Here is a 13,675-nt window from a genome sequence, read left to right on the forward strand (position 1 = left end):
GACGGGGCAATACGGTCTGAGGCAGTCCACGAGCCCCGGCTCGACACGAGACAGTAGGAGGCAGTAACCCCCATGGCACACTCCACGACACGGTTTCGCGGCAAAGTCGGCCTGACCACCCTCACCCTGGGTGCGGCAGCCGCGGTCACCGCCTTCCTGAGCCCCGCCGTCGCTTCTGCGGCGCCGACGGATTTCGCCGAACCGCTGATCACCAGCGACTGCTCCTTCGCGCAGGTCGATGCCGCGCTCCACGACCAAGCCCCGGAACTGGCAGCGATGCTGGACAACAACCCCGACATGAAGGCGCAATTACAGAGCAAGTTCGACCAGCCGGTCGAACAGCGCCGCGCCGAACTGCAGCAGTACATCGAACAGAACCCCGAACAAGCACAGCAAGCCGAGAACGACCCGCGCTCGCAGCAGCTCCGAGCAACCCTCCAGGGCGTAGCGGACACCTGCCAGAACTACTGAGTCTTTGGCGCCGCCCGCGGCGGCGCGGGGGTTGAGGCCCTGGAAGTCTCGCCGTTCAGGCCTCGGGACTCGCACCCTGGCCTGGGTGGGTTCACCTCGGCCGAAGGTGCTCAACGGTCGGTCCATCGGATGGCCGACCGCACGTCGCATGCGCTTCGAGGCCTGAACGGCGAGACGGCCTCAACCCTTCGGGTCGGCCGCCTGCCGGTCAAGGGTCGTCGCTGCCCGCTTCCCGGTGCGGGTGTCGCACCATCGGCGCCGCGTCCGACTGCGGACTTCGCCCGATCGGTCGTCCGCGCCGGTTCATGTCTGCTTCGGTCCCCGGCGTCATGTCTGTCTCGGGTACCCCGGCCTGTCCTGCTCCGATTCTCCCGACCGCGCAGATGCTGCAGGGGCCTCGACCCCCGCGGCGCCGGAGGCGGCGCAAATAAACACAGCTCCGGGTCGAAGGAATCCGATGGTAGGTAGGCAGAATGGACGATGTGACGGAGCGGACCAGCAACCCGGCGGTGCTCGTTGTCGACGACGACGAGGATGTTCTCGCATCGGTCGAGCGGGGGCTGCGTTTATCCGGGTTCCGGGTGAATATCGCGAGGGACGGGGCGGCGGCGCTGCGTGCGGTATCGGAGGAGGCACCCGATGCGATCGTCTTGGATATGAACATGCCTGTCCTGGACGGGGCAGGCGTGGTGACGGCGCTGCGTGCGATGGGTAACGATGTGCCGATCTGTGTGCTGAGCGCACGCAGTTCCGTCGGTGATCGGATAGCCGGTCTCGAATCGGGCGCCGACGACTACCTGGTGAAACCGTTCGTTCTGGCCGAGCTGGTGGCTCGGATCAAGGCGCTGTTGCGGCGGCGCACCGATTCCGCCGTCGCTCCCGGCGGCCCCGATGTCATTTCGGTCGGGCCGTTGCAGGTGGATACGGCCGGTTATCGGGCGTTGCTGAGCGGCCGGGAGATCGAGCTGACCAAACGAGAGTTCGAGCTGCTGTCGACTCTGGCGCGCAACGCGGGTGTGGTGCTGAGCCGGGAGCGGCTGCTGGAATTGGTGTGGGGCTACGATTTCGCGGCCGATACCAATGTGGTGGACGTTTTCGTCGGCTATCTGCGTCGCAAATTGGAGACCGACGGCACCCCGCGGCTGCTGCACACCATTCGCGGTGTCGGGTTTGTGCTGCGGGAAACGAAGTGAACGTCGGCGGTCCTGGGCGAAGACGACGCCGGCGGTCGTATTCGCTGCGCACCCGGGTCGCGGGGGCGGCCGCGGCCGGGGCGGTGCTCATTGTGGCAGTGGTCAGCGCGATCGCGATTCCCGCCATCGAACACAACAATCTGCAACAGACCGATCAGCAGTTGCGGATCGCTTCGCGGCTCGTGCTGATCGAGCCGGTGGTCGCGGTCGGGGTGGTGAACCTGCTCGGACCCGACCGCGATATGGCATTGACCGTCCGGGACGACGATCGGGTCCTCGCGTCGAGTTCGGTGGAGTTGCCGGAGCTCGAGCCGGGTGAGAAGACGGTCACCGTGAACGAAACCCCGTATCGGGTGCTCACCACGACGGAGAACCAGCCTGCGGGCCGCTCGGTTTCGCTCGGGATCCCTGCGGCGGAGGCGGCCGAGATGACCGCCGGACAACAGCGCTGGGTGGTGTTCGGCGGCCTGCTCGCGATCGCGGCGGCGGCCGGACTCGGCTGGTTGTTCGGCGGGCGCGCGGTCCGGCCCATCGTGGTGCTCACCCGCCAGGTCGGTGCGCGTACCGGCTACGGCGATGGTACGCCCGAGCCGGTCGACAGCTCCGGTGTCATGGAGGCAGAGCAGTTGGCGGACGCGGTGAACACCATGCTGCGCCGGGTCGCTCGAGCGCAGACCGAAACAGCGGCGGCGCTGGAGACCGCCCGGGATTTCGCCGCGGTGTCCGCGCACGAACTGCGCACACCTCTCACTGCTATGCGAACAGATCTGGAGGTACTGGCGACCCTCGATCTCGACGAAGCACAGCGCACCGAGATTCTCGGCGATCTGCAACGCAGCCAGGGCCGGGTGGAAACGACACTGGCCGCGCTGGAACGCCTCGCCTCGGGGGATCTGACCTCCGAACGCGACCATATCGACACCGATATAGCGGAATTGTGCGATCAGGCCGCCCATGACGCCATGCGCCATTATCCCGGCCTGACCGTCGGTATCGACACCGATCCGGAAGTGGTCACCCGCGGCCTGCCCGCGGGATTGCGGCTGGCAGTGGACAACGCCTTGAAGAATTCCGTCAAGCACGGCGGGGCCACCGAGGCGCTGCTCTCGGCCCATCGCGCCCCCGACGGCACCATCGTCCTCTCGATCGACGACAACGGCTATGGGCTCCCGCCCGAGGAACGGGAAACTGTTTTCGCCCGCTTCGCTCGAGGGAGCCGGGCCAGCAAAGGCGGTTCCGGCCTGGGTCTGGCCCTGGTCGCTCAGCAGGCCCAGCTGCACGGCGGGCGGGCCTATTTCGACGACGGCGTGCTGGGCGGGGTCCGTTTGGTGTTGGTTCTCCCCCACCGATCGGTCGACCGCACCGCCGCGCAGGTCTCGGCACAGGGGCATTGAGACTTCCGCACCGAGCGTGAGATCCCGCAGTTCGCAGGAGCGAACCGGCTCGGCCGGCCGGTGCCGCCGACAGCTCGGCCCCCGAAGCGGGGCTTCGGGGGCCGAGACGATGTTCAGGGGCTCACCCCACGCACGAAACTACTTGGCGTCCAGCAGGTCGATGACGAAGACCAGGGTCTTTCCCGACAGAGGGTGTCCGCCGCCCGCCGCGCCGTAGGCCAGTTCCGGCGGGATGGTCAGCTGACGACGGCCGCCGACCTTCATACCGGGGATACCGTCCTGCCAGCCCTGGATGAGGCCGCGCAGCGGGAAGTTGATCGCTTCACCGCGGTTCCACGACGAGTCGAACTCCTCGCCGGTATCGAATTCCACGCCGACGTAGTGCACTTCGACCGTGCCGCCGGGCACCGCTTCGGCACCCTCACCGACAGTGATGTCCTTGATGACCAGTTCGGTGGGCGGGGGGCCCGCCTGGAATTCGATTTCCGGTTTGCTCATGCCTTGAATCCCCTTCGATTCAATCGGTTTCAGCGTTTGGCGATTTCGTTGTAGTCACGTGCACCGTAGCCGGTGTAGATCTGTCGCGGACGGCCGATCTTGATCGCTTCGCTGTGCATTTCCCGCCAGTGCGCGATCCAGCCCGGCAGTCGGCCCATGGCGAACAGTACCGTGAACATTCGCGTCGGGAAGCCCATGGCCTTGTAGATGACACCGGTGTAGAAGTCGACGTTCGGGTACAGCTTGCGTTCGACGAAGTACTCGTCGGTGAGTGCGGCCTCTTCCAGCGCCTGAGCGATATCGAAGAGCGGATCGCTACCGAGTTTGCTCAGAATGGTGTCGGCGTGTTTCTTGGCGATGGCGGCGCGCGGGTCGTAGTTGCGGTAGACCCGGTGCCCGAAGCCCATGAGCTTCACACCGTCTTCTTTGGCTTTGACCTTACGGATGAATTCTTTGACGTCCCCGCCGTCGGCGAGAATACCGTCCAGCATTTCCAGCACGGCCTGGTTCGCGCCGCCGTGCAGCGGGCCCCACAGCGCGTTGATACCGCCGGATACGGAGGTGAACAGGTTCGCGTCGGAGGAGCCGACCAGCCGGACCGTGGAGGTGGAGCAGTTCTGCTCGTGGTCGGCGTGCAGGATCAGCAGCATGTCCAACGCCGAGGCGATTTCCGGGTCGACCTGGTAGGGCTCGGCCGGGAAACCGAAGGTCATCCGCAGGAAGTTCTCCACCAGCGACAGTGAGTTGTCCGGGTAGAGGAACGGCTGGCCCACCGACTTCTTGTACGAGTACGCGGCGATGGTGGGCAGTTTGGCCAGCAGCCGGATGGTGGAGAGTTCGACCTGTTCGGGGTCGCGGGGGTCCAGCGAGTCCTGGTAGTAGGCCGAGAGCGCGTTGACCGCCGAGGAGAGCACGGGCATCGGATGCGCGTTACGGGGGAAGCCGTCGAAGAAGCGCTTCAGATCCTCGTGCAGCAGGGTGTGCCGACGGATCCTATCGGTGAAATCCTCGAGCTGGTCCTGGGTGGGTAGTTCGCCGTAGATGAGCAGATAGCTGACCTCGATGAAAGTCGAGTTGTCGGCGAGCTGCTCGATCGGGTAACCGCGGTAACGCAGAATACCTTCTTCACCGTCGATATAGGTGATGGCCGATTTGGTCGACGCGGTGTTGACGAAACCCGGGTCATAGGTCGTATATCCCGTGCTCGCCAGCAGCTTGCCGAGATCGATACCGTCGTTTCCTTCGGCGGCCTGGGCGATGGTCATCGGGTATTCGCCACCGGGGTAGGTGAGAACCGGTTTGGCGTCATTGATGTGATTCTCGGGCACGGAAGGTTCCCTCTCAGGCTTATGACCGTCGGCATCGTGTGCGGACGACACACGGTGCGTTATCGGTAGACGCTAGTCCTTGCTCCGGCGAGACCGGAGGGGAGGGTCCCGCCCACCCTGATCTCACAATCGGCTCGCACGGGTGTGAGAATCAGGGTTCACCTACCGGCCGGTAATGCTGTGACCGGGGCAATTACCCCCCGGAAACGGCGTGGGCCGATTCTGGACGCAACCCCCGCGAGCCAGAGGAGAAACCGGCGCTCTCCACCGCCCACTGAACGTACCCACCACCTCACATCCGAAACCGTGCCGAACATCACCGAATCGGAGGTAACGGGCCTGGACAGGGCTTCGCGACCCGGCTCGCACTCACGGCTGCAGGCGGGATGCCGTCATCCCGGCGGCGCCGATGCGGACCACGATCCGGTTGTGCAGTCGCCCGCGTTGCCCCTGCCAGAACTCCACTTCGTCGGGAATCAGCAGATAACCACCCCAGTGTGGTGGCACCGGGATCTCGTCGACCCCATTGAATCGGTCCACGGTTCGAGCCAGCTGCCGGTCCAGTTCCGCGCGCGAGCCGATCGGCTCGGACTGCTGTGAGGCCCACGCGCCGAGCTGGGATTCCCGGGGGCGCGACCGCCAGTACCGTTCGGTTACCTCCACGCCGACCCGTTCGACTCGGCCGCGTACATGGGCCTGCCGGGCCAGTTGCGGCCAGAGGAAGGTCGCCGAGGCATAAGGTGTAATCGCGAGCTGGGCACCCTTGGCGGAGCCGTAGTTCGTGTAGAAGATGACACCCTCCGGCGAGAGTCCCTTACAGAGCACCGTACGAGTCACCGGCCGGGCGGTCGCGCCGGTCCCCACGACGGTTCCGAGCACCATGGCGTTGGGTTCGGCGATCTCGGCGACGGTCGCCTGTTCTATCCACAGTCGCAGCAGCGGCTCCCAGCCCCCGGCCACCGAGAGTTCATCGAGTTCCGTGTCGTGCACACCCAGTAACGGACCGGAGTCCGCCGAACCCGGATGGGCAGCACCGTATTCGGCGCGCATCGCACCGAAATCGGCACCGGTCTGCTCCACATCTGCCATGGGCCAGACGTTACTCCCGAGTAGGTCGGCGATAGAGTCCTGTTGAAAGGAGAGTCGGTATGACCACCAATTCCGCGGTATCGGGGTCCGGCGGGGTGCCGGACGACTTCGTCAGCGGCCTGGAGGGGGTGGTCGCGTTCACCACCGAGATCGCCGAACCCGATAAGGACGGTGGCGCGCTGCGCTACCGGGGCGTGGACATCGAAGACCTGGTCGGGAACCGGGTCACCTTCGGCGATGCCTGGGCCCTCCTGGTCGACGGCGAATTCGGCCACGGCCTGCCCCCGGCCGAACCCTTCCCGCTCCCGGTACACACCGGCGACGTGCGCGTAGACGTACAGGCCGGGCTGGCGATGCTCGCTCCTATCTGGGGCTATCAGCCGCTGCTCGACATCGACGACGCGACCGCGCGGGAAAACCTGGCCCGGGCCTCGGTGATGGCTCTTTCCTACGTGGCGCAATCCGCGCGCGGTATCTACCAGCCCGCGGTACCGCAACGCCGTATCGACGAATGCACCACGGTCACCGACCGGTTCATGACCCGCTGGAAGGGCGACCCCGACCCTCGGCATACCGAGGCCATCGACGCCTACTGGGTATCGGCGGCCGAACACGGTATGAATGCCTCCACCTTCACCGCCCGCGTCATCGCCTCGACGGGCGCCGACGTCGCCGCCTCCCTCTCCGGAGCCATCGGCGCCATGTCCGGCCCCCTGCACGGCGGCGCCCCCGCCCGGGTCCTGCCCATGATCGAAGAAGTGGAACGCACCGGCGACGCCCGCGCACTGGTCAAGGGCATCCTGGACCGCAAGGAAAAACTGATGGGTTTCGGCCACCGGGTGTACCGGGCCCAGGACCCGCGCGCCCGGGTCCTGCGCGATACCGCCGCCCGCCTGGCCGCACCCCGCTACGAGGTGGCCGCCGCCCTCGAACAGGCGGCCCTTGCCGAACTCCGCGAGCGCCGGCCCGACCGCGCCATCGAAACCAATGTCGAATTCTGGGCTGCGGTGATCCTCGACTTCGCCGAAGTACCCGCCCACATGATGCCCGCCATGTTCACCTGCGGCCGGACGGCCGGCTGGTGCGCACACATCATGGAACAGAAGAAACTGGGCAAACTGGTCCGCCCCGCGGCGATCTACACGGGACCGGGCCCAAGGAAGCCGCAGGATGTCACCGGTTGGGACGCAGTACACACCGCATAGCCAAGACAAACCCCCAAAAGCAAAAACCGTGCCCCCTCCACCAGCGACAGCACCTTCACGAGCGAGCTCACCTACCACCTTCACGAGCAAGCCCACCCCTCACCTTCACGAGCAACCCCACTTCCCACCCTCACGAGGGTCTTCCAGGACCGGGCGGCCGCTCACCCACGCAAGCGAATACACCCAGTCAGCAAGTACGACTGCCCCACCGTCACGAGCGAACACACCTGAATGGTCCGCAGGCAGCTCGCCCGTAAAAGTGGAGTGTGGGCTTATTCGTGAAGGTGCTGTGTTTATTGGCGCCGCCGGCGGCGGCGCGGGGTCGAGGCCCCTGGGAGTCCCGCCGTTCAGCGCCCGAGACTCGCGCCTGCGGCGCATGCGACGTGCGGTCGGCCGTCCGTGGAATGTGATCTGCTGAGCACCTCCGGCCAAGGGCGGGACGGACCTCGACCTTTGTGGGCCTCGTAAAAACTCGGCGCCGGGGGGCCGGGCGGTTTGCCCAGGGGAGGGAGAGAGAGTCGGCCGATGGGTGCCGGGTAACTTCACGGCTCCGTCACAGACCCGCGAGTCCGGCTTCGGGGGTCAGGTTCGTTCGGGCTCGGCTTCCCAGTCGATGGCCACCGATTCTCCGGTGTCCACGGAGAAGAAGGCGGCCTGGAGTTTGGCGCCCAGGTCCAAGAGGCCGATGGTTGCCAGGGGGACCGACTGGACCACTCTGACCCGCCACGGGTCGGGTTCGTCCCAGGCGCGTAGTTCCAGATCCAGGCGCAGGACCGGATCGTCACAGCCGCAGTAGTCGGCATCGATCGGAGTCACCGCCAGAACCGTTGCCTCGGCGCGACGGCCCTCGGCGAGGATCTTGACCAGGCCGGCGCGGCCGGGGTCGGTATCGCCGGGGAGATACAGCACCATGCGGTCGCGGTCTTCCGGGTCGACCCGGCAGCAGACCAGATCGCCCGGGCGCATCCGGTCCAGTTCGGCGCCGGAGACCCGCTGCCGGACCTGCGATTCGTAGGGCGGAAGCCCGGGCAGGCGGACGCGGACCCGGAAGGTGTAGCCGGGTTCGGTGCGGCGGGTCCGGGTCGACAGGACGGTCGCCGAACCGGCGGTTCCGGTCGTCAGCAGGGCCCGGCGGTCGGGGCCGGTGGGCGCTTCACCGCGTCGGCGGAAACGGCGTGGGAGCAGGTCGCGCAATCGATAGAGCGGGCCGGGCGAACTCGGGAGTTCGTTCCGGCCGCGCGCACGGCTGTCACCGGATCGACCCCCGGCAGTGCCCCCGGACGACCGCATGCTCATACCGGTTCACGTTAGCCGGAGTGTGGTACGCGGCACAGCAACGGCGCGGTTACGCTGTTCGCCATGACCAGTGCGTTCCCGACCATCCCTGAAGACCTGAAGCCCGCCGACGGTCGTTTCGGCTGCGGTCCGTCAAAGGTTCGCCCGGAGCAGCTGCAGTCCCTGGTGGAGGTGGGTGCCTCGGTATTCGGCACCAGCCACCGGCAGAAACCGGTCAAGGATGTGGTGGCCCGGGTGCGGTCCGGGTTACGGGACCTGTTCGCCCTCCCCGAGGGCTACGAGGTCGTCCTCGGCAACGGCGGCACCACCGCGTTCTGGGACGCCGCCGCGTTCGGCCTGGTCCGCGAACGTTCCTTGCACCTCACCTACGGCGAGTTCAGTTCCAAGTTCGCCGGTGTCACCAAGAAGAACCCGTTCATCGGCGACCCGATCGTCGTCTCCGCCGATCCGGGTAGTGCGCCGGAACCCACCGCGGACCCGTCGGCCGATCTCATCGGATGGGCTCACAACGAGACCTCTACCGGTGTTTCCGTTCCGGTCCGGCGGCCGGCGGGGTCGGAGAACGCGCTCATCGCTATCGATGCCACCTCCGGCGCGGGCGGGCTGCCGGTGAACATCGCCGACGCCGACGTCTACTATTTCGCGCCGCAGAAATGTTTCGCCGCCGACGGTGGCCTGTGGATCGCATTGATGAGCCCGGCCGCGCTGGCCCGGGTGGAGGAGATCAAGAAATCCGGTCGCTGGACCCCGGATTTCCTCTCGCTGCCGATCGCCATCGAGAACAGCGTCAAGGACCAGACCTACAACACCCCGGCGCTGGCGACATTGTTGCTGTTCGCCGACCAGATCGATTGGCTCAACCGCAACGGTGGCCTGGACTGGGCAGTGAAACGGACCCTCGATTCTTCGTCGCGCCTGTACTCGTGGGCCGAGGCCAGCGAGTTCGCCACCCCGTTCGTCACCGACCCGGCGCACCGGTCCCAGGTGGTCGGCACCATCGATTTCGCGGATTCGGTGGACGCCGCCGCGGTAGCCCAGACGCTGCGGGCCAACGGCATCGTCGACACCGAGCCCTACCGTAAATTGGGCCGCAACCAGTTGCGCGTCGGGATGTTCCCCGCGATCGACCCCGAGGACGTGTCCCAGCTGACCCGCTGCATCGACTGGGTGGTCGCGAGCCTCGGCTGAGACGAGATCACCTGCGAGTTCGGGCCCGTCGCGCGTGTCGTGCGACGGGCCCGCCGCTGTCTCGGGGAATCGACTTGATACACAAGGGAATAGAGCAGATTAGCGGTAGATCGCGCCCGCAGGGTACATTTCGATGCCGCGTGTCTTGCCACACGAATCCCAGAAGTGCACTACTGTTCCAGAACGTGGGCGGTATCGCGAGCGACGCGATAAGGAGGTTACGGTGCGTGAACTTCGAGTGATCGGGGTGACGCCCGACTCCGCTCATATCGTGTGCGTCGACACTGAAAGTGGTCAGAAATTCCGGCTTCCCGCCGACGACAAACTTCGTGCCGCCGCCCGCGGCGACCTTGCCCGATTCGGCCAGATCGAGATCGAAATGGAAGCTACTATGCGTCCTCGCGATATCCAGGCTCGAATCCGGGCCGGTGCGTCCGTGGAACAGGTGATGCAAGAATCCGGCATGCCGGTGAGCCGGGTGGAGCGGTTCGCCTATCCGGTGCTGCTGGAACGGGCCCGCGCGGCCGAACTCGCGCAGAAGGCCCACCCGATCCGTCCGGACGGTCCCGCCGTGGAAATCTTGATCGATGTGGTGACCGCGGCTTTCACCGCGCGCGGCCATACGCTCGACAATGCCGAATGGGATGCGTGGAAGGACGAGAAGGGTTTCTGGGTCGCCCAGTTGCAGTGGCAGAACGGCCGTTCCGAGATCGCCGCGCACTGGCGCTATCAGCCGGACGCGCACGGCGGCAGTGTTTCCCCGCTCGACGATCCGGCCACCGATCTCATCGATCCCGATTTCGGTCGCGCGCTGCGCGGTCTCGCTTCGATCCTCCCCGTCGAGCCCGAACCCGCCACCACACCCGAACCGGTGGCCGAGCCGCGACGTGAGCCTGCCCGGCCGGCCGCGATGGACGACTACTACGAGCAGCGCGCGGTCGCCGCCGGCGGTACGACACCGCTACCCGCCGGCGCTACTCCGCTCTCGCCCGGTTCCGCTCGGCCGGGTGGCACCGGACTGCCTGCCGGAACTCCCGCAGCGAGCGCGCCCGCCGAAACCTACCGGCCACCGGCGGAAAGCTATCGGCCGCCGGTGGAAAGCTATCGGCCGCCGGCGGAAACCTACCGGCCACCGGCCGAGACCTATCCGGTTCCCGCCGAGCCTGCTCGTCCCGCGGCGGCCCCACGGCCCGCACCCACCGCGACCTATGCTCCGGCACCGACTCCGGATCCGCCGATGCCGACTCCGGCCCCGGCGGCCGAATTGCCGCCCGCCCCGGCCGAAGCCACGGCGCCCGAACCCGGCCCGGCTGTACCCGAGCCCGCGGCAGTCGCATCCGAACCCGCAGCCGTCACACCCGAAGCGGCTCCCGCCGTATCCGTGCCGGATCCTGTCGCGGCTGCTGCTCCCGTGGCAGCCGATTCGGTCGCGGCTGTCTCTATCGAGGCCACCCCTGCTGCAGCTCCCCCGGTCGCAGCTGTTACGCCCGTCGAGGCCGCACCGGTGACAACCGCGCCTGCGGAGACCACGCCGTCCGACGCCGTCCCGGCCGCCGAGCCTGCGGAATCACCAGACGAAACCGCCACGCCGACAGTCGACGAGACCGCCGGGTCCCCGGCACCTGTGGAAGCCGAAGCGCCGAGTACGCCGGCTGAGCCGAGTGCGCCGGCCCAGGAGCTCACTCCCCAGCCGGTTGCCGAAACACCGGACACCGAACCTGCCGCGGCGAAGCCGGCCCTCAAGAAGCCTCCCGCCAAAGCCACGAAATCGGCGGCCCGGACCAAGCGCGGCAAGGCACCCATGCCGTCATGGGAGGACGTACTGCTCGGGGTTCGCAGTTCGGGTCACTGACCCGGCGCGGACCGGCGTGTTACCTCGCACAACCACCCGAGTCACCCGTTCGCGCGGGTAAGTTCGGGCGTATACGGCGACGCGGTCCGATGATTCCGGGGCCAACCCGGATAACGACAGCAGTTGCGCCGAGAAGTTCGCGACCTCGTTTCGTGCGCTATCGGAGGTGGACCGATGCTGTCCAAGGTTTCATCGGTGTGGTACGTCGATACCCTCGACCCGTCGGCGGTACTCCGCACCGACCCCGACCCAGATCCCGACGCGGCCTACGCGCTGGCCCGGCAGCTGCATCCTGACCTGGTGGTGGAGCCGACCACGTCGGTCACCCTCGGCGACACCGACGGTCCAGACGCCGACGAGGTCTATATCGGCAGCTATCCCGGACTCACTCTGCTGTGCAGTTCCTATGCGGCCCGGGTGCAGCCGACCGCCATACCCGACCTGTTGGTGCGGCCGCTCGCCGAAGAACACACCTACCTGGTGTCGTTCGATCTGGAATACGGCTGGGGCGCGTTCGCGCACTGGGAACGCGGCGAACTGCGCCGGGCGTTCAGCTCGACCCGGCTCAATATCATGCAGGACCACGGTCTGCCACATATCTGGGAGCGGCCGCACTGGGCGGGCGAACACCCGATCCTGTGGAGTCCCGGTGAACTCCCCGACCCGCTGGTGCTGCCGTTCGATCCACCCGGTTTCGCCGATACCGCAAATCACGAGTGGCTGGGATTCCGGTATTTCCCGCTCGCCGGAGCGGAGAGCGACGACGAGGCCACCGCCGGAGAGCGAGCCCGCGCGGTCGACCCCAAGGACATCCGGGTCTGCGGTTTCCGGTTGCGGCCCCGCGGGAACGATTCCGGCGAGCCGGAACAGCCCCCGCCGCCGCACAACCGGTTCGCGCACGAACGTAAAGGTCTGCTGTCCTGGTTTCGCGGGCACGACGCCGCGGTGGGCGCCGATCAATAAGCGGCGCTCTCACCGCGGTTCACACGGAGAACAACAGCCCGATCCAGGCCAGCGCCACGCCCGTACTCGCCCCGGCCAGCACCCAGCGAGTCACCGGCCGGGTCCGCCAGCGCCATACGGTGGGCGCGATTCCGCCGACCGCGACCACGTTGACCGCCAGCGAAAGCAGGGGATGGACCTGGGCCAGCGCCGCCCCGAAGGCGTACACACCGACTGCGGTCAAGGCGGCCACCAGGGCGGCGACCGTGAGACCCGCCGCCCAGGGCGTGGGCTCGCTGGGCGGGCAGGGCATGCGGGCCGCGGCCGCGCCGCCGAGTGCCGAAGTCACGAGGCCCGCACCCGCTCGTAGAAAGCCATCGCCGCAGCGGTCGCCACGTTCAGCGAATCGGTGTTCGCCGACATCGGTATCCGCGCCCGCACATCCGACGCGGTCATGGCTTCCTCGGTCAGACCGGGCCCCTCGGCGCCCAGCAGCAGCGCCACCCGATCGCCGGTGAGCGCCGTGGCCAGCGTGGGGGCTGCCGGGTCGGGGGTCAGTGCGACCACCTGGAATCCACGATGTCGCAGCAGATCGAGTCCGCCCGGCCAGTCCGGTACCCGGGCGAACGGCACCCGTAGCACATGTCCCATCGAAACCCGCACGGATCGACGGTACAGCGGATCGGCGCAGCGGTCGCCGAACAGGATCGCGTCGACACCCAGACCGGCCGCGTTGCGGAACATCGAACCGAGGTTCTCGTGATCGTTGAGCCCTTCGAGTACTGCCACCGTGGCGGCATCGGCGACGACTTCATCGAAATCGCGTTCGGCCGGCCGGTTCGCCACCGCCAGTACTCCGCGGTTCAGATGGAACCCGACGACCTCGGCCATCACTTCGGCCGAAGCGCGATAGAAGGGGACGTCGACGGCCGCGAGGTCGGGCTCGAGTTCCTGCCACCGCTTGTCGACGCCGAGCAGCGCGTGCGGACGGAACGGCGAATCCAGCATGCGCCGCACCACCACGGTCCCCTCCGCGATGACCAGACCTTTCCCGCCGGGCCGGTCGGGTCGGCGGTCGGCCGCCTTCAGGTCCCGGAAATCGTCGACCCGCGGATCGCCGATACTGTCCACCTCGAGAACCACGGCCACGGCGTCCATCCTGCCAAGCGCGCGGGAGACCGTTGGTGGTGGGTGCGCGCGGTGCCGCTTTAGGGCATGC

At 67.3% G+C, this 13,675-nt stretch carries 13 protein-coding genes; 7 read left to right on the top strand and 6 right to left on the bottom strand.

The window, feature by feature from the left end; all coding sequences use genetic code 11:
* Nucleotides 1-72 precede the first annotated feature (72 nt).
* From OG405_RS22915 to OG405_RS22925, 3 genes are all read left to right on the top strand, one after another.
* Nucleotides 73-471, top strand: coding sequence for a hemophore-related protein (locus OG405_RS22915; protein WP_327148518.1), 399 nt, complete (start codon nucleotides 73-75; stop codon nucleotides 469-471).
* A gap of 473 nt (nucleotides 472-944) precedes the next feature.
* Complete coding sequence (locus OG405_RS22920) at nucleotides 945-1,664, top strand: response regulator transcription factor (protein WP_327148519.1); 720 nt, start codon at nucleotides 945-947, stop codon at nucleotides 1,662-1,664.
* A gap of 92 nt (nucleotides 1,665-1,756) precedes the next feature.
* Entirely contained in the window at nucleotides 1,757-3,058 is a 1,302-nt protein-coding gene (locus tag OG405_RS22925; RefSeq protein ID WP_442790594.1) for a sensor histidine kinase, read from the top strand.
* 138 nt (nucleotides 3,059-3,196) lie between these two features.
* On the opposite strand, the gene OG405_RS22930 is transcribed toward OG405_RS22925, so the two are convergent.
* The 3 genes from OG405_RS22930 to pdxH all read right to left on the bottom strand — a co-directional run bounded on the left by OG405_RS22930 (nucleotide 3,197) and on the right by pdxH (nucleotide 5,973).
* Nucleotides 3,197-3,556 (bottom strand): FKBP-type peptidyl-prolyl cis-trans isomerase, encoded by a 360-nt coding sequence (locus OG405_RS22930; RefSeq protein WP_327148520.1) that lies wholly within the window; start codon nucleotides 3,554-3,556, stop codon nucleotides 3,197-3,199.
* 29 nt (nucleotides 3,557-3,585) lie between these two features.
* Nucleotides 3,586-4,821, bottom strand: a complete 1,236-nt coding sequence (locus tag OG405_RS22935) for a citrate synthase (RefSeq protein WP_442790783.1) — start codon at nucleotides 4,819-4,821, stop codon at nucleotides 3,586-3,588.
* A gap of 432 nt (nucleotides 4,822-5,253) precedes the next feature.
* Nucleotides 5,254-5,973 (bottom strand): pyridoxamine 5'-phosphate oxidase, encoded by a 720-nt coding sequence (gene pdxH, locus OG405_RS22940; protein ID WP_327148522.1) that lies wholly within the window; start codon nucleotides 5,971-5,973, stop codon nucleotides 5,254-5,256.
* Between the two features lie 59 nt (nucleotides 5,974-6,032).
* Here pdxH and OG405_RS22945 point away from each other — a divergent pair, with 59 nt between their 5' ends.
* Nucleotides 6,033-7,178 carry a citrate synthase 2 gene (locus OG405_RS22945; RefSeq protein ID WP_327148523.1) on the top strand — a complete coding sequence of 382 codons (1,146 nt, stop codon included), beginning with the start codon at nucleotides 6,033-6,035 and terminating at the stop codon, nucleotides 7,176-7,178.
* Nucleotides 7,179-7,760: 582 nt separating this feature from the next.
* On the opposite strand, the gene OG405_RS22950 is transcribed toward OG405_RS22945, so the two are convergent.
* Nucleotides 7,761-8,474, bottom strand: a complete 714-nt coding sequence (locus tag OG405_RS22950; RefSeq protein WP_327148524.1) for a hypothetical protein — start codon at nucleotides 8,472-8,474, stop codon at nucleotides 7,761-7,763.
* 63 nt (nucleotides 8,475-8,537) lie between these two features.
* Here OG405_RS22950 and serC point away from each other — a divergent pair, with 63 nt between their 5' ends.
* The 3 genes from serC (at nucleotide 8,538) to OG405_RS22965 (ending at nucleotide 12,477) form a co-directional block, all read left to right on the top strand.
* Nucleotides 8,538-9,662 carry a phosphoserine transaminase gene (gene serC / locus OG405_RS22955; RefSeq protein ID WP_327148525.1) on the top strand — a complete coding sequence of 375 codons (1,125 nt, stop codon included), beginning with the start codon at nucleotides 8,538-8,540 and terminating at the stop codon, nucleotides 9,660-9,662.
* 223 nt (nucleotides 9,663-9,885) lie between these two features.
* On the top strand, nucleotides 9,886-11,514 hold the full coding sequence (gene sepH, locus OG405_RS22960; protein WP_327148526.1) for a septation protein SepH: 1,629 nt from the start codon (nucleotides 9,886-9,888) through the stop codon (nucleotides 11,512-11,514).
* A 174-nt stretch (nucleotides 11,515-11,688) separates the two neighbouring features.
* Nucleotides 11,689-12,477: a DUF6928 family protein gene (locus tag OG405_RS22965; RefSeq protein ID WP_327148527.1), complete on the top strand. Its 789-nt coding sequence runs from the start codon at nucleotides 11,689-11,691 to the stop codon at nucleotides 12,475-12,477.
* Nucleotides 12,478-12,496: 19 nt separating this feature from the next.
* On the opposite strand, the gene OG405_RS22970 is transcribed toward OG405_RS22965, so the two are convergent.
* Both OG405_RS22970 and OG405_RS22975 read right to left on the bottom strand, forming a co-directional pair.
* Nucleotides 12,497-12,769 carry a DUF2537 domain-containing protein gene (locus OG405_RS22970; protein ID WP_327152454.1) on the bottom strand — a complete coding sequence of 91 codons (273 nt, stop codon included), beginning with the start codon at nucleotides 12,767-12,769 and terminating at the stop codon, nucleotides 12,497-12,499.
* A gap of 32 nt (nucleotides 12,770-12,801) precedes the next feature.
* A complete protein-coding gene (locus OG405_RS22975; RefSeq protein ID WP_327148528.1) occupies nucleotides 12,802-13,605 on the bottom strand; it encodes a TrmH family RNA methyltransferase in 804 nt (267 codons plus the stop codon).
* Nucleotides 13,606-13,675: the final 70 nt, after the last annotated feature.

Origin of the sequence: Nocardia sp. NBC_01329, assembly GCF_035956715.1 — a bacterium.
GTDB lineage: Bacteria > Actinomycetota > Actinomycetes > Mycobacteriales > Mycobacteriaceae > Nocardia.